This window comes from Stenotrophomonas sp. GL_111, assembly GCF_057835245.1.
Map to the genome: position 1 here is coordinate 2,336,838 of NZ_CM174421.1, position 20,357 is coordinate 2,357,194.

19 protein-coding genes are annotated in these 20,357 nt (G+C 69.6%); 10 read left to right on the forward strand and 9 right to left on the reverse strand.

The window, feature by feature from the left end; all coding sequences use genetic code 11:
- Positions 1-13: 13 nt before the first annotated feature.
- The 9 genes from AC3IPM_RS10405 to AC3IPM_RS10445 all read right to left on the reverse strand — a co-directional run bounded on the left by AC3IPM_RS10405 (position 14) and on the right by AC3IPM_RS10445 (position 6,612).
- The gene (locus AC3IPM_RS10405; protein ID WP_489299775.1) at positions 14-520 is read right to left on the reverse strand and encodes a type II secretion system protein M; all 507 of its coding nucleotides are present in this window, start codon (positions 518-520) and stop codon (positions 14-16) included.
- Positions 517-1,692: a type II secretion system protein GspL gene (gene gspL / locus AC3IPM_RS10410; protein WP_489299776.1), complete on the reverse strand. Its 1,176-nt coding sequence runs from the start codon at positions 1,690-1,692 to the stop codon at positions 517-519. Before gspL ends, AC3IPM_RS10405 begins: the two co-directional genes overlap by 4 nt.
- Entirely contained in the window at positions 1,689-2,624 is a 936-nt protein-coding gene (gene gspK / locus AC3IPM_RS10415; RefSeq protein ID WP_489299777.1) for a type II secretion system minor pseudopilin GspK, read from the reverse strand. The genes gspL and gspK overlap by 4 nt, the downstream gene beginning before the upstream one ends.
- The gene (gene gspG / locus AC3IPM_RS10420) at positions 2,624-3,064 is read right to left on the reverse strand and encodes a type II secretion system major pseudopilin GspG (protein WP_489299778.1); all 441 of its coding nucleotides are present in this window, start codon (positions 3,062-3,064) and stop codon (positions 2,624-2,626) included. Before gspG ends, gspK begins: the two co-directional genes overlap by 1 nt.
- Positions 3,065-3,123: 59 nt before the next feature.
- On the reverse strand, positions 3,124-3,711 hold the full coding sequence (locus AC3IPM_RS10425; RefSeq protein ID WP_489299779.1) for a hypothetical protein: 588 nt from the start codon (positions 3,709-3,711) through the stop codon (positions 3,124-3,126).
- 126 nt (positions 3,712-3,837) lie between these two features.
- Positions 3,838-4,407, reverse strand: a complete 570-nt coding sequence (locus tag AC3IPM_RS10430) for a hypothetical protein (protein WP_489299780.1) — start codon at positions 4,405-4,407, stop codon at positions 3,838-3,840.
- Positions 4,407-5,384 carry a FecR family protein gene (locus AC3IPM_RS10435; protein ID WP_489299781.1) on the reverse strand — a complete coding sequence of 326 codons (978 nt, stop codon included), beginning with the start codon at positions 5,382-5,384 and terminating at the stop codon, positions 4,407-4,409. Before AC3IPM_RS10435 ends, AC3IPM_RS10430 begins: the two co-directional genes overlap by 1 nt.
- A 70-nt stretch (positions 5,385-5,454) precedes the next feature.
- Positions 5,455-5,979, reverse strand: coding sequence for an RNA polymerase sigma factor (locus AC3IPM_RS10440; RefSeq protein WP_489304096.1), 525 nt, complete (start codon positions 5,977-5,979; stop codon positions 5,455-5,457).
- Positions 5,980-6,006: 27 nt separating this feature from the next.
- Entirely contained in the window at positions 6,007-6,612 is a 606-nt protein-coding gene (locus AC3IPM_RS10445) for an STN domain-containing protein (RefSeq protein WP_489299782.1), read from the reverse strand.
- A gap of 382 nt (positions 6,613-6,994) precedes the next feature.
- On the opposite strand from AC3IPM_RS10445, the gene AC3IPM_RS10450 reads away from it, so the two are divergent.
- From AC3IPM_RS10450 to AC3IPM_RS10495, 10 genes are all read left to right on the forward strand, one after another.
- A complete protein-coding gene (locus AC3IPM_RS10450; RefSeq protein WP_489299783.1) occupies positions 6,995-8,095 on the forward strand; it encodes an efflux RND transporter periplasmic adaptor subunit in 1,101 nt (366 codons plus the stop codon).
- Positions 8,088-11,195 (forward strand): efflux RND transporter permease subunit, encoded by a 3,108-nt coding sequence (locus AC3IPM_RS10455; protein WP_489299784.1) that lies wholly within the window; start codon positions 8,088-8,090, stop codon positions 11,193-11,195. The genes AC3IPM_RS10450 and AC3IPM_RS10455 overlap by 8 nt, the downstream gene beginning before the upstream one ends.
- Before the next feature lie 17 nt (positions 11,196-11,212).
- Complete coding sequence (locus AC3IPM_RS10460; protein ID WP_489299785.1) at positions 11,213-12,508, forward strand: TolC family protein; 1,296 nt, start codon at positions 11,213-11,215, stop codon at positions 12,506-12,508.
- Between the two features lie 262 nt (positions 12,509-12,770).
- Entirely contained in the window at positions 12,771-13,070 is a 300-nt protein-coding gene (locus AC3IPM_RS10465; RefSeq protein WP_489299786.1) for a hypothetical protein, read from the forward strand.
- The gene (locus tag AC3IPM_RS10470; RefSeq protein WP_489299787.1) at positions 13,067-13,339 is read left to right on the forward strand and encodes a hypothetical protein; all 273 of its coding nucleotides are present in this window, start codon (positions 13,067-13,069) and stop codon (positions 13,337-13,339) included. Before AC3IPM_RS10465 ends, AC3IPM_RS10470 begins: the two co-directional genes overlap by 4 nt.
- Positions 13,340-13,369: 30 nt before the next feature.
- Entirely contained in the window at positions 13,370-16,129 is a 2,760-nt protein-coding gene (gene mgtA / locus AC3IPM_RS10475) for a magnesium-translocating P-type ATPase (protein WP_489299788.1), read from the forward strand.
- Positions 16,129-16,866, forward strand: coding sequence for an MgtC/SapB family protein (locus AC3IPM_RS10480; RefSeq protein ID WP_489299789.1), 738 nt, complete (start codon positions 16,129-16,131; stop codon positions 16,864-16,866). The genes mgtA and AC3IPM_RS10480 overlap by 1 nt, the downstream gene beginning before the upstream one ends.
- A gap of 85 nt (positions 16,867-16,951) precedes the next feature.
- On the forward strand, positions 16,952-18,010 hold the full coding sequence (locus tag AC3IPM_RS10485) for a sensor histidine kinase (RefSeq protein ID WP_489299790.1): 1,059 nt from the start codon (positions 16,952-16,954) through the stop codon (positions 18,008-18,010).
- Positions 18,003-18,644 (forward strand): response regulator transcription factor, encoded by a 642-nt coding sequence (locus AC3IPM_RS10490; RefSeq protein ID WP_489299791.1) that lies wholly within the window; start codon positions 18,003-18,005, stop codon positions 18,642-18,644. Before AC3IPM_RS10485 ends, AC3IPM_RS10490 begins: the two co-directional genes overlap by 8 nt.
- A gap of 130 nt (positions 18,645-18,774) precedes the next feature.
- Positions 18,775-20,328, forward strand: coding sequence for a thioredoxin family protein (locus AC3IPM_RS10495; RefSeq protein ID WP_489299792.1), 1,554 nt, complete (start codon positions 18,775-18,777; stop codon positions 20,326-20,328).
- The last annotated feature ends 29 nt before the right edge of the window (positions 20,329-20,357 follow it).

Genomic DNA, 20,357 nt, shown 5'->3' on the forward strand with positions numbered 1-20,357 from the left:
CTGCGCCGCGCCTTCACCGTCCACCTCCGGCGGCCACACGTACCACGACCCTGCCTGACACCTGCGCCACCGCCATGTTCGGATCCCCTACCCGTTCCAGTTCGATCGTTTCAACCTGCACCGCCGGATCGGCCAGTGCAGGCGCGAGGGCGGTCCATAGCGCATCCGCTGCGACGGCCTGCACCTGCAGCCGCCAGCCGTGCGGGCTGTCCGCGAGCACGGCCTGTGTCCCGGTGATGCCGGCCTGCCGCAGGCGCTGCTGAAGCTGCGCCGGTGCAGCCGGCGACGGCGGCGCGGTGCGCGCCAGCAGTGTGTCCAGCTGCGTGGCCTGCGCCTGCAGCGGCGGTACACGGGCGCGCCCGGCCTCGCTGCCCGCCAAGGCTGGCGCCAACAGCCATTGCCAGCAGGCGAACGCGGTCAGCGCGCCGAGCATGAACAGCAGCAGCCCGCGGTCGCGCGCGCCCAGCGCTTGCCAGCGTCGGCGCAGTTCAGCGGCGGTAACGCCCCGCGTGCGCGTCATGGTCCGGCGCTGCCGGGGTGGCCGGAGACGCGCAGCCGTCCCTGCGCCAGCGCCACCTGCAGGCCTTGTGCGGCTGCCGCCTGCTGCCAGCTGGCGAACCGTTCCGGATCTTCCAACTGCGCCAGCAAAGCCGGGTCCAGCTGCAACTGCAGCTGGCCCGGGCGGTAGTCCATCCGCAGTACCTGGCCCTGCAGCTCGGGCAACGCCGCCTGCAGGCGCTGGCTCCATTGCTGCACCTCGGGCACGCGCGGCGGCTGCACCTGCGCTTCGGCCTGCAGTGCGCGTTGCGCCTGCGCCACCGGGGCCACCACCTCGCCAATGGCCGGGAAGCGCTGCTTCACCTGCGCCTGCATCTGCGCCTGCGTGCGGTTGGCCTGCTGTTGCCAGCGCTGCCCATCCCACCAGGTGGCCAGCACGGCCACCATCACCGCCGCGGCGAGCAGGATCGGCACCACGCCGCGGCGCGGCGCGGACACGGCATCGGGCAGTGGCAGTGACCACGCCGGCAATTCGCCCTGCAGGCGGGTCGCGCTGTCCAATGCTTCGGCCGGCACCGCCGCAGGCCACGTCGCGGGCACCGCGCCGATCCAGTGCACCGCCTCGATACCCTGCCGGGCCAGCCGCGCGGGCAACGCCTCCAGCACGGCACCGCGTCGGTCGCCCTGCCACAGCACATGGCCGTGGCCACGCGCGGTGCGCAGCAGCAGGTGGTCGCCCGCACACGCCAGGGTGGCGTGGCCGGCCTGCAACGGCAGCAGCAACGGGGTGGGATACACCCCGTGCAGACGCAGCCCGGCGGCATGGAAAGCCGCCGCAATGCGGTTGCCGTCAGCCTGCGCCAGCCACGCCACCGGCACCTGGCCGAGCGGGTCCACCGCCCCGTGGCCAATCACCACTTCGCGCGCGTCCTCCAGGACCAGCAGCTCCACTTCATTGTGTACGGCGGCTTGCAGCTGGCGGCCGCGCAGCGGTGGCAGCGCCAGCTCCAGCAGAATCACATCGACCGGATCCAATGCGGCGTGGACGCTGGCACCGGGCCACCGGGCCGCCATCGCGCGCAGCGTATCGTGGCCCTGTTGCCACTGGCCGCGCTGTCGGCAGGACCAGGCCAGCGGCATGGTGTCGGACAACACCTCAAGCGGCGGCAACTGCACACGCAGTTCGGTCTTCATGCGCCGATCCTGGTCCAGATCCGCTGCACGCGGACCAGATCATCACGCTGCTCGCGCCAGATCAGCGCACGCACCGGCACGGCGGCGCCATCGGCATCCACCTGGCCCTGGACCAGGAACCACTCACTGCCGATACCCACGTTGAGCACGCTGGTCTGGGCAATCGACAGCCGCAACCGGTTGCCGAGATCGCCGCGGTTGATGATCCACTGGCCCTGTGCACGCGCTTCCAGCAACGCCCCGACCTGTGCCGGATCGGCGTCGGCAACGACCGCGCCCAGCACCTGCGCATCGGCGGTGTTGGCATTGAGCCAAGTCGGTAGCGGCAGCAGCGTGGTGCGGCGGTCGAGTCCGGCCACGGCAGTGGCGGGCAGCCCGGCCAGCCGCGCCAGGTCCAACACGTCGAGCGGCAATGGGCCGGCCGCTCCGGCGGCGGTCAGCCGCTGCAGAAGAGAGGATTCCAGGCGCTGGCAGACCACCGCGGCCGCCTGCTGCCGGCACAGCCGTTGCCATGCCGCCTGTTGGGCCGGATCAACATGGCCGTCGAGGATCAGATTGCGAAGATTGAAGCGGCCCTGCGCATCCACCACCTGAAGCTGCACAGGCAGCGGCGCGTGCACCTGGACCGCCTGCGACCAGGCGCCGCCGCCGCGTACCCACGGGTCCTGCGCGGCAGCCAGCAGCTGCTGTTCGACCTGGCGCAGCCCGACGTCGGTGGCGATGCGCGTTTGCGCCCGCAGCTGCTCGGCGCGCAGCAGCCGCAACGTACTGGCTTGGCGGGTCAACAGCGCGGTGGCGATCACCGCCACGATGGCCACCACCAGCATCGCCACGATCACCGCCATGCCCCGTGCACGCGCCGCACCGATGGCCCGGCCATGGCGGTTGCGCGGGGGTACGCCGGCTTCACACACCGTCCCTGGCGCGTGCATCACAGCTGCCAGTTGCCGATGTCCGCATTGACCCCTTCGCCACCGGCCTGGCCGTCGGCGCCGAACGAATACACATCCACCTCGCCATGCTTGCCCGGTTGCAGATACTGGTAGGGCTTGCCCCAAGGGTCGTTGGGCAGGCGCTCCAGGTAGGGACTGACCGGCAGGCCGCCGGCGCTGCCGGCCGGCGGCGTCACCAGCGCCTGCAGGCCCTGTTCGGTGGCCGGGTAGCGGCCGTTGTCCAGCCGGTACAGCTTCAACGCCTGCATCAACGCACCGAGGTCCTGGCGCGCCGCCACCACCCGCGCCTGGTCGGGACGGTCCATCAGTCGCGGCACGATCAATGCGGCCAGGATACCGATGATCACCACCACCACCATGATCTCGATCAGGCTGAAACCCCGTGCCTGGTGACGGGGCGAACGCGGCAGGCGGGACATGGTGCGGCCCTCGTGGAGTGCAGTGGGAAGGTGTCTGGCCATCGTCGCGGGGGCGTATGTCAGAACGATAAAAAAAGGTGTGGAGAACGCGGCCGACTGTCATCTGCACGCGGCGGCGTGAGCGGCGGCGGGCGGTGCATCGGTGGCGGACTGGGCGCCACCAGTGGCAGGCGGCGGCACAAGGCGCGCAGGCCGTGCTGCACGCGACGCTGTGCTAGCACCCGCAGCAGCTGCTCGCACTCGGCCAGCGACCAGCTGCCCTGGCTGCGCGCCACGAACGCACGGTGTGCGATGTTCTGACTGAGCTCATCCAGCACCCGCTGCGGGTGCGTCCAGCCCTGCAGGTGCACCAGCAGCAGCGCCCGCACCTGGGCGCGGGCATCGTGCTCGGTGCCGGCCAGGCAGTCGCTGCGCAGCAACCCGCGCCAGCGTTTCAACAGCGGGTCGAGCTGGCGGCGCAGGTCGTGCAGCGGATGCGCGCCCAGGTCCAGGCCGGACCAGCGGGCCGCGTCGAACCAGGCATCGCTGGGCACGATCCACACCCAGGGCCGGCCATAGCGCAGCACGCCAACCGGCTGCTGCCGCGCCTGCTCCAGCGACTGGCTCAGGTGACGGTCCAACTCCAGCATGGTGACTGGCGGTTGCATGGCCATGCACGTCCCTCTGCGGTGGCACGTGCACATGGCACGCTTGTCCCCTTAGACGGAGCGCAGATGCCGATCACGACAACCGGATGCGTCGAAGCGTGCGCGCGCGTGCGGAATCACCCGACGTCACCGCACTGCCATCTGCATGACATCGGCCTGCGACAAGGGCGCCGCATCGCCGCCGCAGGCCAGCCGCAACGCCATCACGGCCTCGTACTGCAGAAACTGCAGCAGTGCCGTCAACGCATCGGGTTGGTCCAGCAGTGGCAGCAGCTGCGCGCGCAACTGCGCCGCATCCAGGGCGCGGCCACGGCCCTCCAATGGGGCAGCGAACCACGCCAGCAGCCGGTTGTAGCGCAGCTGTTCAACCCAGGCACCCACGTCCGGCAATCGATAGATCGCCTGCAGGATCAGCAGCCGCTGCCCGGGCGCCGTGGCGTCCGCTTCCGTGCTCACCAGGAACTGCTGGTGCAGGCCGCGCAGCGCCGCCAACGGGTGTCCCTGCGGATCGAACTGCAGCAGGTCGGCCATCTGCGTCCATTGCGCATCGGACAAGATGCACACCCAGGGCGCGCCATAGCGGTGCACCATCAACGGGCGCCGTTGGGTGGTTTCCAGCAGGCCGGACAGATTGCGGCGCAGTTCCAGCACACTTACCGGCTCCGGGCGCAGCCCGTCCGCCGCCGCTGCGGCCATCAACGCAGCACCGCAAGCTGGCCGGGATAGCGGTCCAGGCGCAGTGGCAGGATGCGTTGCAGCTGGGTCAGCACCGCATCGGGATCATCGATGCGGAAACGGCCACTGACCGGCTCGCGTTCCAGTTGGGGATTGAGCAGCAGCAGCCGGCCCGGGCGGTAGCGGTTGATCTCGGCCACCACCTGCGACAGCGGCGCATTGCGGAACACCAGCATGCCCTCGGTCCAGGCGCTGACGTCCACCGCGTCGGCCACCACGCCGCTGATGCGCTCGTCGTAGCTGCTCATCTGCCCGGCCTGCAGCTGCAGCCGGCCTTGCGGGTGTTCGATGCGCACGCTGCCGTGCAGGCAGGCCACCCGTACCTGCTGATCGAGGTTGCGCACATCCAGGCGCGCCTCGCCGGCGTCGGCAACGATGCAGCCGATGCCGGCAAACAGGGCCAGCGGCCGCCCGGTCGACAGATTGAACACCGCCTGGCCCTGGATCAGCTCAAGCAGGGTGCGGGCGGCGCTGTCATCGCGGCGGCGCAGTGCGGTGCGGGTATCCAGCTGCACCTGCAGGTTGTCGGCCGGACTCACCTCCAGCCGCTCGCCGGTGCCGGTGTGGTAGTCGGCCGCCAGGGTCTGCACGGACGGCCACAGGTCCAGCGGTGGCCGCACCGCCGCCACCACCGCCAGGGCCGCCGGCGCGGCCACGGCCGCACCGAGGAATGCGCGCCGGCTCCACAGCCGCTGCCGGTCGGCGGCGGTGCGTTGCAGCGGCGGCGTGTCCAGCGTACGCCCGGCGTCAGCCACCTGTTGCCACTGCCGGTGCGCCCGCGCGAACGCCTCGCGGTGCTGCTCGCTCTGCGCGCACCACTGGCGAAACTGTTCGGCGTCGCTGGCCGTGGCACGGCCGGAGGTCAGCCGCACCAGCCACTCGCGGGCCTGGCGTTCGCTGGCTTCAAGCGCCCGCTGGGAGGGTTCACTGGAGGTCATCGGGTCTCGGCGGCCCGCCCACGAAAGGTGGGCTGCGGGGCGCGCTCACAGTCTAGACGGATCACACCGCTCAGAACCGCACAGCCCCGCCGCTGCGCGCGGCCAGGTACTCCTGGGCACCCTTGAGCTCACGCTGCACCAGCCGCAGCGAAACCCCCAGCCGTTCGGCGACATCGCGCTGCTGCAGTCCTTCCACGCGGATGGCGAGCAGGATCCGGCGGCGGCGCTCGGGCATGCGCTGCAGCAACGCCACCATCTCGGCCAGCTCGCACTGCTGCTGCGCCACCTGGGCCGGTCCCGGGGCCGGGTCGGCCAGCTCGATCAGGTTGTCGATCTCGTCCAGGCTGAGCAGGCGGTGGTCGGCACGCTGGCGATCGACCACGGTGTTCATCGCCATGCGCAGCAGGTAGGCCGCCGGGTTCTGCACTGGCTCCAGGCGCTCGGCACGCGCGCTCAGCCGCATCCAGGTGTCCTGCAGCGCATCGTCGGCCATCGACTCCGAGCCCAGCCGACGCACCAGCCGCCGCTTCAGCTCGGTATAGCCCTCCAGCAGAAAGTCCTTCAGTTCGATCGCGCTGATCGTGCTGTTGCTCATGTCCTGGTCCTTGAACGGCATGCGGAATCAGGGCTGCCCGCAGTCCTGCTGCGGGCGGCCGGAAGTAGGTTGGATCTGCAGCACCAGCGGTTCGCTGCGGCCGGCGGCTTCCGGCAGCGACAACGCCGCCAGTACCTGCAGCAGGCGCGCATCGCGCCGCGTATCGCCACTGGACTGCTGCAACTGCACCGCCTGTACCTGGCCGTGCGCATCCACGTTGAACTGCAACCGTGCGGCGTAGTCGCCGGGCGCGATCGCGGCATCGTCACAGAACAGCGTGCGCAACCGCGCCTGCAACTGGCCCTGCAGGTGTGCCGACGGCGGTGCGGCTGCCGCCGCGCCCGGGTGCAGCACGGCCCGCTGCGGGCCGGACACTTCCGCACTCACGCCGGTGCCCTCCAGCAGCCGCTGCAGGGCCTGCCACGGCGGCATCCGGCCGAATGCCGGCGCACTGCGGCGACCGCGTGCCAGCTCGGCCTGGTACATCACCGACCAGCCACTGTCGACGCTGAACTGTTCCAGCGCCTGTTCCAGCGGTTGTGCCGGCAGTGCGAACGCGTGCTCCTGCGCGGCCGGTTGTGCACCCGCAGGCAGGGTCGCCAGCAATGCCACTGCCCACAGCGCAATGCGCATGACCGCACGGTGTCCATCCAGCCCCCTGACGTAGAACACGTGATCCTCGACCGCTGCCTCTGACCCGGCGCGCGACCGGGCGCGCCCGTTCGGCGGGCCACGGCGAGGAGGCCACGCACGTCGTCGGCGTTCGACTGTCGAAGGTAGGCCGCGTTTGTTGCGTAGCGATGACGCCCGCCACGCCGGGCTGTCCGCCGTGCCCCTATACCCGGGGATACCCCGGCTTTCCCACGCGCCTCTAGGCCGTGCCCGGTGGGGTTCGGATAATCCGCGGACTGGCTTTGCCGCCCCCCTCCTTCTGCTGCTGCAGCGCTGCTGCGGCATGTGCCGCATTGCGCGTCGCATCCGCCCTGCCCTGTCTGCGGCCCTGCCGAGATTGCCCATGTCCCGCTGGATCCGCCTCGCCTCCGCCCTGCTGTTGTGCACCGGCCAGACCGCCTGTCACGACACCCCCGTCCCCACCCCGGCCGTAACGGCGTCCGATGGCGCCATCGCCCTGGCCGCCGATGCACCCTTGCGCCAGCGCCTGCGCATCGAGACCCTGCAACCGCGTCCAATCCGCCGGCCGCTGCAGGCACCGGGCGTGATCGAGGCCATTCCCGAACAGCAGGTGCAGATCCTCACCCCGTTGCCGGGACGGCTGCTGCGCATCGACCGCACGCTCGGCGCCACGGTCAAACGCGGCGACCCGCTGCTGTTGCTGGACTCGGCCGAGCTGGCCAGCGCCCGTAGCGAGGCCGCCAAGGCACATTCCGCGGCGGCCCAGGCACGGCGCGCGCAACAGCGCAGCCAGCGCTTGTTCGACGCCGAGATCGGCGCGCGGCGTGACCTGGAGGAAGCCCAGCAGGCGCTGGAGGATGCCACCAGCGACGCACGCGCCGCCGACGCGCTGCTGCGCCAACTGGGCATCGTCGACGTGCGCGGCACCGGGCGCGAGTACGTGCTGCGCGCACCGATCGACGGCCGCGTGATCGATCTGCAGGCCGCCCTGGGCGGCTACTGGAACGATATCAATGCGCCGTTGATGACGGTGGCCGATCTGTCGCGCGTGCGGCTCACCGCCCAGGTGCCGGAGCGCCAGCTGGGCCAAGTATTCGTCGGCCAACCGGTGCGGATCACCCTCAGCGCCCTGCCCGGCGAAGTGCTGCACGGCGAGGTGGCGCAGATCGGCGATGTGCTCGATGCGCAGACCCGGGCCACGCCGGTCCGTGTGCTGATGGACAATCGCGATGGCCGGCTGCGCCCGGGCATGTACGCACAGGTACAGCTGGACGGACGCCCGGAACCTGCGCTGACCGTACCCACCGGCGCCTTGCTGCAGGACGGCCTGGCTACACGGGTGTATGTGGAACGCGCGGACCAGCGCTTCGTCCCGCGCACCGTGCAGGTCGGCGCCGCGCTGGGCGAGCGCGTGGAGATCGTGTCCGGGTTGCAGGCCGACGAACGCGTGGTGGTCGAGAACGGAGCGCTGCTCCATGATTGATCGTCTCGTCAGTGCCTGTTTCCATCGCTGCGGCGTGATCTGGCTGGTGTTCGCGCTGGCCGCGCTGTACGGCCTGTACAGCTGGAAACAGCTGCCGCTGGAGGCCTATCCGGACATCGCCGACACCACCTCGCAGATCGTCACCCAGGTGCCCGGCCTGGCCGCCGAAGAGATGGAACAGCAGGTCACCGTGCCACTCGAACGGGCCCTGCTCGGTACCCCGGGCATGCATGTGCTGCGTTCGCGCAGCCTGTTCGGCCTGTCGCTGATCACCGTGGTGTTCGACGATGGCGTGGATGGCTACTGGTCGCGGCAGCGCCTGCAGGAACGGCTCAATGACGTTGCCCTGCCGCACGCTGCGGCCCCGGGACTGGACCCGTACACCTCGCCCACCGGCGAGATCTACCGTTACACCCTGCACAGCGACACGCGTGACCTGCGCGCACTGTCCGAACTGCAGACCTGGACGGTGATTCCGCGCCTGCAGAAAGTGGCCGGCGTGGCCGATGTCACCAACTTCGGCGGCCTCACCACCCAGTTCCAGTTGGAGCTGGACCCGGTGCGGCTGGCCGCCTACGGACTCAGCCTGGACGAGGTGATCGCGGCGATCAATGCCAACAACCACAGTGGCGGTGGCAGCGTCATCGACCGTGGCGAGATCTCCTACGTGGTCCGCGGGGTCGGCCTGCTGCAGTCGCTGGATGACATCGGCAACGTTGCGGTGAAAAGTGCCGATGGCACACCGGTACTTGTGAAGGACCTGGGCCAGCTCAGTCTGGGCCATCTCGAGCGGCGTGGCGTGCTCGGCAAGGATGACACTCCCGACACGGTGTCGGGCATCGTGCTGCTGCTCAAGGAAACCAATCCCTCGGTGGCGCTGGCCGGCATCCATGCCGCGGTGGCCGATCTCAACCAGCACCTGCTGCCCGGCGATGTGAAACTGGTGCCGTACCTGGACCGCAGCACCCTCATCGCGCAGACCAGCCACACCGTCGGCAAAACGCTGCTGGAAGGTCTGCTGGTGGTCAGCCTGGTGCTGCTGCTGTTCCTGGGCAGCCCACGTGCCGCCCTGATCGTAGCCGCCACCATTCCGCTGGCGCTGCTGATGGCCTTCATCTTCATGCACCACGCCCACGTGCCGGCCAACCTGCTGTCGCTGGGGGCCATCGACTTCGGCATCCTGGTCGACGGCGCCGTGGTGGTGGTGGAGAACATCCTGCGCCGCCGCGAAGCCCGCCAGGACCTGCCGTTGACCCCGCGCGACGCGATCGGCGCGACGCTGCAGGTGGCGCGCCCGATCTTCTTCGGCATGAGTGTCATCGCCGCGGCCTACCTGCCGCTGCTGGCCTTCGAACGCATCGAGTACAAGCTGTTCTCGCCCATGGCCTTCGCCATTGGCGCGGCGCTGGTAGGCGCGCTGGCCGTGGCGCTGATGCTGACCCCGGCGCTGGCCTGGCTGGCGTTCCGGCGTCCCCGCAAGGTGTTCCACAATCCGCTGTTGGAACGCCTCGGTAGCGGCTATGCGCGCGTGCTCGAACGCGGCACCGGCGCGGTGCGCTGGATGTGGCTGACCGTGGCCGGTGCGCTGCTGGTGCTGGCGGCATTGGCGGGCACGCTCGGCCGCGACTTCCTGCCCTACCTGGATGAAGGTTCGATCTGGCTGCAGGTGCAGATGCCACCGGGCATCACCCTGGACAAGGCCCGCGAGATGGCCGATGAACTGCGCCGGGTCACCCGCGAGTTCCCGGAGGTGTCCTACATGGTCACCCAGACCGGCCGCAACGATGACGGCACCGACTACTGGACGCCCTCGCACATCGAAGCCAGCGTGGGGCTGCATCCCTACCGCGACTGGGCCTCGGGCATCAGCAAGCAGGAACTGATCCGGCGCATGGCCGCCCGCTATGCGCAGATGCCGGGCTATCAGGTCGGTTTCATGCAGCCGATGATCGATGGCGTGCAGGACAAACTGTCCGGCGCGCACAGCGACCTGGTGGTGAAGATCTTCGGCCCGGACCTGGACGAAGACCGGCGCATTGCCGCCGACGTGGTGCGCACGCTGAAAGGCCTGCGCGGTGCCGCCGACGTGGCGGTGGACGTGGAGCCACCGCTGCCCAACCTGCGTATCGTGCTCGACCGGGCCGCTGCCGCCCGGCATGGGGTCAGTGCCGAACAGGTCGCCCAGCTGGTGTCCACCGGTGTTGGCGGTGCCGCCATCGGGCAGATCTACCTGGGCGAGCGCAGCTATGACATGACCGTACGCTTCGCCGAGAGCCACCGCGCCGATCCGCAGGCCATTGCCAACCTGCCGCTGACCGCGGCCGATGGTTCGCGGCTGGTGCTCGCCGATGTGGCGAAGATCGATACCGCCAGTGGGGAGAGCGTGATCGTGCGCGAGTCCGGCGAGCGTCACGTGATCGTGCGGCTCAATACCCGCGACCGCGATCTCGCCGGCTTCCTCGCCGAAGCGCGCCAGGCCCTGCAGCGCGAGGTCAGCTTCGATCCGCGCGCCTACCGCATCGAATGGGGCGGGCAGTTCGAAAACCTTCAGCGCGCCGAAGCACGGCTGATGCTGATCCTGCCGATGACGCTGGCCATCATGCTGCTGTTGCTGTTCGCCGAGTTCGGCAACCTGCGCCAGCCGCTGCTGGTGCTGGGCGTGGTGCCACTGGCGATGATCGGCGGCCTGGCCGGGCTGCACCTGCGCGGGATGACCTTGAATGTGTCCAGTGCGGTGGGCTTCATCGCCCTGTTCGGCGTGGCGGTGCTGGGTGCGGTGTTGATGGTGGCGCAGATCAACCGCCTGCGCCGTGATGAAGGCCGGCCGCTGCGCGAGGCCGTGCTGGAAGGTGCGGCGAGTCGCATGCGGCCGGTGTTGATGACCGCCACCGTGGCCGCGCTGGGGCTGACCCCGGCAATGCTCGCACACGGCCTGGGCAGCGATGTGCAGCGCCCCCTGGCCACCGTGGTGGTGTTCGGCCTGGTCACCGCCACCGCGCTGACCCTGCTGTTGTTGCCGCCGCTCTACCACTGGATTGAATCACGCGCCGAAGCCCGCGCCCGACGTCGCCAGGCCGATCGCCTGCCGCCCGTTTCCTGACCTGCCCCTGGACCGCCATGACCCTGAATCTTCTTCGTAGCAGGTGCCTGTACCTGCCGCTGCTGCTGGCCGCCACCAGTGTCCACGCCACCCCGCTGGGCTTCGATGGCTATCTGCAGGCAGTGGATCAACACAGCCTCGCCCTCGCCGCACAGCGCCAGCAGGTGATCGGCGCCGAGGCCGGCATCGGCATCGCCGGGCTGCGCCCCGATCCGGAACTCAGCTGGGAGGGCACCCGCGAACAGATCCGCGGGGATGCGCCGCGGCCGTGGCAACACGGTCCGACCCTGGGCTGGACCGTGGAAACCGGCGGCAAGCGCCGCGCCCGCATCGGCGAAGCGAACAGCGCACTGGCGCTGGCCGTGGTCGGTAGCGACGCCGAGCGCCACACGCAGTACCGCGAGGCGGCCCATGCCTTTGCCGAGGCCTGCCGGACCGGTGACAGCCGCCACGTGCGCCAGCACAGCCTGCAGGCCCTGCAACGGATCACCGACGCCACGGCAGAGCGCCATCGCGCCGGCGATATCGGTGGCGTGGACCTGCTGCGTGCACGACTGGAGCGCGACCAATACCGGCTTGAACTGCGCCAGGCCGATACCGATGCCGACACCGCACGGCTGGCCCTGGCGGTGCCCTTGGGACGCCCGCTGGGCGAGGTGTTCGGCGAGACCACGCTGGACTGCGCGGTCACCGCACCGGCCATCGCCGAGGATGTCGGCGCGCTGCTGCCGGATGCGCTACAGGTACACGACCAGGTCCGCGTTGCCGCGGCCGAGGTCACCCACGCCGATGCCACCCTCGCATTGACCCGTGCCAACCGCTGGGTCGACCCGACGGTATCGGTAGGCGTGACCACCACGCGCGGCTACCCGGGTGCGATGGACGCCGACGGGCAGCTGGCCGACGCGCTGCCGCGTTCGCGCGAACTGACCGTAGCGCTGAGCGTGCCGCTGCCGATATCGCGGCGCAACCGTGGCGATCTGGTCCAGGCAAGCGCCGCGCAGACCCAGGCCGTGCTCGGCCTGCGCCAGGCCGAGCTGGTCGCCGCCACCGACGTCCGCAGCCTCCACCAGCGCTACCTCGCCGCCCGCGACACGTTGGCCAGCTATCAAGAAGGTCTGCTGGACGATGCACGGCAGAGTGTCGAACGCATGCGGTTGTCTTACCAACAGGGTGCCTCCTCGCTGCTGGAGCTGCTCGATGCACAGCGCAGCACCGACGAGATCCAGCTGGCCTACCTGCAGGCCCGCGCCGACCTCGCCCTGGCGTCAGCAGAGCTGCAGTTGGCGTTGGGCCAGCGCCCTGCCTGGTGAGGCCTGCCTATACCAACGTATATCCGCGCGAACCCAAGGTCATCTAGGCCTGCCGCGCCCATCGGCGGACAATCTGCGCACCGGTTCAGCACGCTGCACCGCCCCTCACCCCACCGGAGTTCGCCATGGATCCCGACCCTGCCGGGCGCATCGCGCCGCTGCACCTCTTCTTCTGTTGTTACCCCCCGGCGCCCGGCCGGCGGCCCGCGCGCTACTGAGTGCCGGGAAGCCACGTGGGCGTTGTCTGCCCGGAGGCTTTCCGATGAACCACAAGATTCTCTACATCACCCTGCGTCGTCTGATCGGCGAGCGCGATATCGTGGCGCTGCGCAGCCTGCTGCTGCAGCACGGCGCCCCGCTGTTTGCCCGTGCGCTGGCGCTTGGCTCGCCGCGGGTGATCGCCGATGCGCTGTCGCTGCTGCCCCTGCACGAGCGCATCACCGTCCTGCGCCACCTGCCGCAACCGTTGCGCGAGGCCATGAAGCCGCTGTGCGTGGGCGGCAGCCAGCGCCTGTACCTGCAGCCGTGGTCGCGCCCGGTGGTGCTGGAGCAGCGCGCATGAGCGCCGCCGCCCGTGCCTATTGCCGGCTGAGCCTGACCCTGCGCGACAGCACCTCCACCGTCGTCGACCGCTGGCTGCAGGCCACCCTGCACGGGCGGCTGCAACTGCGCTTCCTGCGCCGGTCGCCCGACAACCGCTGTGTCATCGGCATCAACAGCGACAGCACCCACCGCCGCGTGCTCGCCGCCATGGTGGGCACCCTGGATGCCCATCCCGATGTGCAGGCGCTGCGCTGGGAAATGGTGCCGATCCGCCCCGCCGCGCACTGAGCGCCTTCTTTCTGTTTCGAGGACTTCCCCATGAACCTGCTCAACGCCTGGTTCGACGCCTTCCTGCGCAGCCGCCGCGCCGGCAACCTGTTCCGCCGCCGTGCCATGCCGGAAGCCGGCTTCGGCCGCGGTGGCAACGACGCCGTGCCCAGCAGCCTGAGCAGCGAGCTGGTGGCGCTGGCCCAAAGCAGCCCGGCGGAGGCGATCCACACGCTGGATTCGCATGCCGATGGCCTCAGCCTGCACGAAGCCACCGAGCGCCTGGCGCGGGTCGGCCCCAATGAGGTCGATCACGAAAAGCCGCTGCCGTGGTGGCGTCACCTGTGGCAGTGCTACCGCAACCCGTTCAACCTGCTGCTCACCGTGCTGGCAGTGGTGTCCTACCTCACCGAAGACATCAAGGCGACGCTGGTGATCGGCACCATGGTGCTGCTCTCCACCCTGATCCGCTTCATCCAGGAAGGCCGCTCCAACCGCGCCGCTGAGCGGCTCAAGGCACTGGTCGGCAACACCGCCCGGGTGCTGCGCCGGGCCACCGGTACCGAAGCGGCGGAGCTGGCCGACCAGTACTTCGGCGCGCACCTGCACAGCCGCAGCCCGGCCCAGCAGCGCGAACTGTCGATCCGGGAACTGGTGCCCGGCGACCACATCGTGCTGTCGGCCGGCGACATGATTCCGGCCGACTGCCGCGTGCTCACCGCCAAGGACCTGTTCGTGGCGCAGGCGGCGATGACCGGCGAATCGCTGCCGGTGGAGAAGTTCGCCGAGGCCGCACGCAGCCACAGCGCGCTGCTGGAGCAGCCCAACCTGCTGTTCATGGGCACCAACGTGGTCTCCGGCACCGCCACGGCACTGGTGCTGGCCACCGGCAACAGTACCTACTTCGGCACCATCGCCCAGCGCAGCACCGCCAGCGACCGTACCCCCACCGCCTTCCAGGCCGGGGTCAACAGCGTCAGCTGGCTGCTGATCCGCTTCGCGCTGGTGATGGTGCCGTTCGTGCTGCTGGTCAACGGCGTAACCAAGGGCGACTGGACCGAGGCGTTCCTGTTCGCGCTGTCGGTGGCGGTCGGGCTCACCCCGGAAATGCTGCCGATGATCGTCACCTCCACCCTGGCCAAGGGCGCGGTGCTGCTGTCGCGGCGCAAGGTGATCGTCAAGCGCCTGGACGCGATCCAGAACTTCGGCGCCATGGACGTGCTGTGCACCGACAAGACCGGCACCCTGACCCAGGACAAGATCGCGCTGGAACGCCACACCGATGTGTTCGGCCACGATTCGGAGGACGTACTCAAGTTCGCCTACCTCAACAGCCACTTCCAGACCGGGCTGAGCAACCTGCTCGACCGCGCCGTGCTGGAACACGTGGAACTGCAGAGCCAGCTGCGGCTGTCGCAGGACTACCGCAAGGTGGATGAGATTCCGTTCGACTTCGAACGCCGCCGGATGTCGGTGGTGGTGTCCGAGCGCGAGGATCACCACGAACTGATCTGCAAGGGCGCCGTGGAGGAGATGCTGGCGGTGTGCAGCACCGTGCGCGAAGGTGGCCGCGACATGCCGCTGGATGCGCAGCGCCTGGCCCGCGTGCGCCAGACCACCGAGGAGCTCAACGAGGAAGGGCTGCGCGTGGTCGCCGTGGCCATGAAGGAAACCGCCGCCAGCCAGACCGTGTACTCCCAGGCCGACGAGCACGGCCTGACCCTGGTCGGCTACGTGGCGTTCCTGGACCCGCCCAAGGAATCGGCCGCGCAGGCGTTGCAGGCGCTGGCCGCGCACGGGGTGGAAGTCAAAGTGTTCACCGGCGACAACGAACTGGTCACCGCACGGGTCTGCGCCCAGGTGGGGCTGCAGGCCGATGCGATCCTGACCGGGCCGCAGATCGAGCGCATGGATGATGCTGCCGTGGCCCAGGCACTGGCCAGCCACCGCGTGTTTGCCCGGCTGACCCCGTTGCACAAGGAGCGGCTGGTGCGGGCGCTGCGGGCGCAGGGCAAGGTGGTCGGCTTCCTCGGCGACGGCATCAACGATGCCCCGGCGCTGCGTGCGGCCGATATCGGCATCAGCGTGGACAGCGCGGTGGATATCGCCAAGGAAGCGGCCGACATCATCCTGCTCGAGAAGAACCTGATGGTGCTCGAGGAAGGCGTGATCCAGGGCAGGCGCACCTTCAGCAACATGCTCAAGTACATCCGCATGACCGCCAGCTCCAACTTCGGCAACGTCTTCTCGGTACTGGTGGCCTCGGCGTTCCTGCCGTTCCTGCCGATGCTGCCGCTGCAGCTGCTGGTGCAGAACCTGCTGTACGACATTTCGCAGATCGCCATCCCGTTCGACAACGTCGATGAGGAGCTGGTGCGCAAGCCGCTGAAGTGGAACCCGGCCGATATCGGGCGCTTCATGGTGTTCTTCGGGCCGATCAGTTCGATCTTCGACCTGAGCTGCTTCGCCCTGATGTGGTACGTGTTCGATGCGCGCACCCCGGCCGACCAGGGCCTGTTCCAGTCCGGCTGGTTCGTGGTCGGGCTGCTCACCCAGACCTTGATCGTGCACATGATCCGCACCCCCAAGCTGCCCTTCGTGCAGAGCATCGCCGCACCGCCGCTGCTGCTGATGACCGGCCTGATCATGGCCATCGGCGTGGCCCTGCCGATGAGCCCGCTGGCCGGCTACTTCAAGCTGCAGGCGCTGCCCACCGGCTACTGGCCGTTCCTGGTCGCCATCCTGTTCGGCTACGCAGTGCTCACCACGGCGCTGAAGAAGGTCTACATCCGTCGCTATGGGTGGCAGTAATGGACTTCAACCCGCATCTGCCGGCGTTCAATGCCGGTGCCACTGTCAGCACCCTGATCAGCCTGTCGGTGGCGTTCGTGCTCGGCGCTGTCATCGGCCTGGAGCGACAACTGCGCCAACGTACCGCCGGGCTGCGCACCAACACCTTGGTGGCCGTCGGTGCGGCGGTCTTCGTGGACCTGGCCGTGCGCTTCCACGACCTGTATGGCGGCCCGCCCTCGCCGCTGCACGTGGTCGCCTATGTGATCTCCGGCGTCGGCTTCCTCGGTGCCGGCGTGATCATGAAGGACGGCGCGCAGGTGTCCGGCCTGAACACCGCCGCCACGCTGTGGGGCTCGGCCGCGGTGGGTGCCTGTGCCGGCATCAAGCTGCTGCCCGAAGCACTGCTGGCGGCGCTGTTCGTGCTGGCCGCCAACACCCTGCTGCGCCCGGTGGTGAACCGCATCCAGCGCCAGCCGCTGCAGGAGGCGCTCAGCGAGGCGACCTATGCCGTCACCGTGGTCTGCGAACGCGAGCAGCAGGCAGCGGTACTGGACCAGTTGCTATTGCTGCTGGAACAGGCGCACTACCCGGTACGCGCGGTGGACCCGCGTCCGTTCGGTGAGCACGACGTGGAAATCGAGGCCGTGCTGTATGCGACGGCGGTGGATGCCGACGAACTCGATGCCGTGCTGGCCACGTTGTCCGGCCAACCGGGCGTGTTGCAGGGGTTCTGGAATGCCACCATGGAAGACTGAGCGGCAGTGCCCGCGGAGGGCGGTGCTATCCTTCGGGCAGCCTGCCACCGGCCGGCTCCACCCCGCCCACCAGGGAGCCACCCCGATGCCTGCACTGCCCTCACGCCGCACTTGGGGCCTGATCGTGCTGGGGCTGGTGATGGCGGCGATCTTCGCCGCCGATACCGTCACCGACTACGCCGTGGCCGCGGCCTGCTTCTACGCGGCGGTGATCCTGGCCGCCTCGCGCCTGTTGCCGCGGCGTGGCCTGATCGTGCTGGCGGCGATCTGCATCGGGCTGACCGGGCTGAGCTTCTTCCTGACCCGCTTCGGCACCTACCGCATCGGCCTGGTCAACTCGGCGATCGGCATGCTGGTCATCAGCATCACCACCTACCTGGCCTTGAAGATGGAAGCGGCCAAGCTCGCCGTGCAGGAGGCGCAGGCGCGTCTGTTGCGGGTGGCGCGGGCCTCCACCGTGGGCGAGCTCACCACCTCGATCGCTCATGAAGTCAACCAGCCGCTGGCGGCGATCGCCAGCAGCGCCGAAGCCAGCAAGCGCTGGCTGGCGCAGGACCCGCCGAACGTGGACAAGGCGCGCCAGACCCTCGCGCGCATCCTCGACGATGCGCATCGGGCCAGCGATGTGATCGCGCGCATCCGCGGGCTCACCCGCGGCGCCGCGCCGGCCCGCCAGGGCTTCGACCTCAACCATGCCGTGGAGGAAATGCTGGCGCTGTCGCGCAGCGAACTGGACCAGCACGGCATCGTGGTGGCGCGGTTGTTCGATGACGAGCTGCCGCCAGTGTTCGCCGACCGCGTGCAGGTCCAGCAGGTGATCGGCAACCTGATCCTCAACGCGGTCGATGCGATGGCCGACGTGCCGGCCGGCGGCCGCCGCCTGTCGATCGCCACCGCCCGCGACGGCAGCGACCGGGTCACGCTCAGTGTGCGTGACCGTGGCGTGGGCCTGCCGTTGGAGGCCCCAGAACGCGTGTTCGATGCGTTCTGGACCACCAAATCACTCGGCCTGGGCCTGGGCCTGAGCCTGAGCCGTTCGATCATCGAAGCCAACGACGGCCGTATCCGCGCCGAGCGCCCAGCCGGTGGCGGTGCCTGCTTCGTGTTCGAGCTGCCCACCTCACCGGACCGTGACCATGCGTAAGCCCGCTGCCGCCCCGCCCGAACCGGCTCCCATCGTGTACGTGGTCGACGACGACCATTCCGTGCGTGCCGCGCTGGAAGACCTGCTGGCCTCGATGGGCCTGCAGGTGCGGGCCTTCGCCTCGACCCAGGCCTTCCTGGAACATCCGCGCGAGGATGCGCCGGCCTGCCTGGTGCTGGACGTGCGCATGCCCGGCCAGAGTGGGCTGGACTTTCATCGGCAGATGGCCAGCCATGACCTGTATCTGCCGGTGGTGTTCATCACCGGCCACGGCGATATCGCCATGGGGGTCACCGCGATGAAGGACGGCGCCATCGAGTTCTTGACCAAGCCGTTCCGTGACCAGGAACTGCTCGACGCCATCCACCAGGGCATCGAACGCGACCGTCTGCGCCGCCGTGAGGGCGATGTGGTCGATACCCTGCGCCAGCGCTGGGCCACGCTCAGCACCGGCGAGCGTGCCGTGGTCGGCGGCGTGGTCCGCGGCCGCCTCAACAAGCAGATCGCCGCCGATCTGGGGGTGAGCGAGATCACCGTGAAGGTGCGTCGCGCCCATGTGATGCGCAAGATGCAGGCACGCACCCTGGTGGATCTGGTGCGCATGTACGACCGGCTGGCCCCCGAGGCCGGTTGACGGCGGCATATCACCGCCCGGCCTGCACTCATGCGCAATCGGCATCAGTACCGCCCACCCACCGCCAACGCCGCTTTCTAGAATGGCGGACGGTCCAGCGTGGGCCGCCCTTCTGCCGTGGATGCCTGCGATGCGCCCTGTTTCCTCCCTTGGCCTGATGGCGGCGCTTGCGCTGCTGGCCGCCTGCAGCCCGACTCCGCCGCCGCCGGCCACCGCCCCGGCGCCCGCCGCGGTGGTGGCCGATGAGATCGCCTGGCGGCATGGCGACGTCGAAGACGCGTTCGCCGACGCGCAGCAGAGCGGCAAGCCGGTGCTGCTGTACTGGGGCGCGGTGTGGTGCCCGCCCTGCAACAAGCTCAAGGCGACCCTGTTCCGTGACCCGGCCTTCATCGCCCTCACCCGCCAGTTCGTGCCGGTCTACCTGGACGGTGACCAGGAGGGCGCGCAGGCGCTGGGTGAACAGTTCGGCGTGCGCGGCTATCCCACCCTGATCGTGCTGGATGCGCAGCGCCACGAAATCACCCGGCTGGCCGGTGGCAACGACAGCGCCGAACTGACCACCGCGTTGAGTCGCGTCGCCACCCGGCGCACGGCCGTGGCCGATGTGCTGCAGACCGCGCTGTTGTCGCCCAAACAGGTCTCCGCCGAAGACTGGTCGGTGTTGGGCGACTATGGCTGGGAAGTGGACGCCAACCGCCTGTCCGGCCCGCGCGACAGCGCCACGGTGCTGCAGCAGTTGGCCGCCAATGCACCGGTGCCGGCGCTGCAGCGCCGCTTCGCCTTGCTGGCACTGGGCGCGCGCGGTGACGTAGACGCTGCGCCCAATCCGGCCGAACGCGAGCATGCCCACCAGCTGCTGCTCGCGGTACTGGCCGCGCCCGCGGAAGTGCGCGCCAACCGCGACCTGCTCGGCTACCAGGGCCCTTCATTGATCGCGCGGGCCACCGGCGGTGGCGATGAGGCACGCCAGCTCGGTGCGCAGCTGCTGGCCGCACTGGAAGGTGCCGATGCCGCACAGGACAATGCCGCCGATGCGCGCCTGTCCACCACGCTGACCGAGCTGGCGCTGTTCAAGCAGCAGCACCCGGGCGCGCCCGTTCCACCGACGCTGCGCGACAAGGCCCACGAACGCGTGGCGGCCGCCGATGCGGCCGCCAAGACCGCGCACGAACGCCAGGCCACGATCAGCAGCGCGGTCTACCTGCTGCGCGAGGTCGGCGACAACGCGGCCGCCGAGAAGGTGCTGCTGGCCGAGCTCGACCGCAGCCAGACCCCGTACTACTACATGCCCGACCTGGCCGAACTGGCCGAGGCGCGCGGCGACAAGGACGCGGCGCTGGACTGGCTGCACAAGGCCTACCAGGGCGCGCAGGGACCGGCGACGCGCGTGCAGTGGGGCGTGCTGTATGTGGAAGGCCTGGTGCGGCTGCGCCCCGACGATGCCGCCGGCATCGAGCAGGCCACTGCCGAGGTCATCGCCGAACTGGATGCGCAACCGGCCGGCTACCACCAGCGCACCCGCCAGCGCTTCGAGCGCCTGGCCGCTACGTTGACGACGTGGAGCCAGAAACATGAAGGCAAGGACACGTTGGGCCGGTTGCAGGCACGCATGGGCAACAGCTGCGCGCAGGCCGCGCCCGGCGCCGATGCCAACGCCGCCTGCATCCGCTGGCTGAAGGGCTGACGCCCCGGGTAGAGCGACGCCATGCGTCG